Genomic DNA, 235 nt, shown 5'->3' with positions numbered 1-235 from the left:
TCGTTTCCGACCCAGCCCTCGCCATACGCGGGGGCTTTGTCGTATCCGCACCTCCCAAGGCCAGAATACCCGCCAGATCTCCGCTCAGCTCAATCCTGTGCCCATCGGGCGCGTCCGCTGTCGGCATCATCCGGATCTCGGAGATCAGGCTGCGCATCGCCTCGGCGGCCTGGACCCGAACTTCCGGGTCTGAAAGGGCATTGACCAGATCGCTGATCTTCTGACGGTAGAGATC

1 pseudogene is annotated in these 235 nt (G+C 62.6%); it reads right to left on the bottom strand.

Annotated elements, in window-relative coordinates:
* A pseudogene (locus RM543_RS18910) lies at window positions 1–235 on the bottom strand (recombinase family protein); the annotation flags it as partial.

The organism is Tropicimonas omnivorans (assembly GCF_031846565.1).
Lineage (GTDB): Bacteria > Pseudomonadota > Alphaproteobacteria > Rhodobacterales > Rhodobacteraceae > Tropicimonas_B > Tropicimonas_B omnivorans.
The sequence above is the reverse complement of the archived record's forward strand: the minus strand, read 5'-3'. Positions and strand labels throughout refer to the sequence as shown.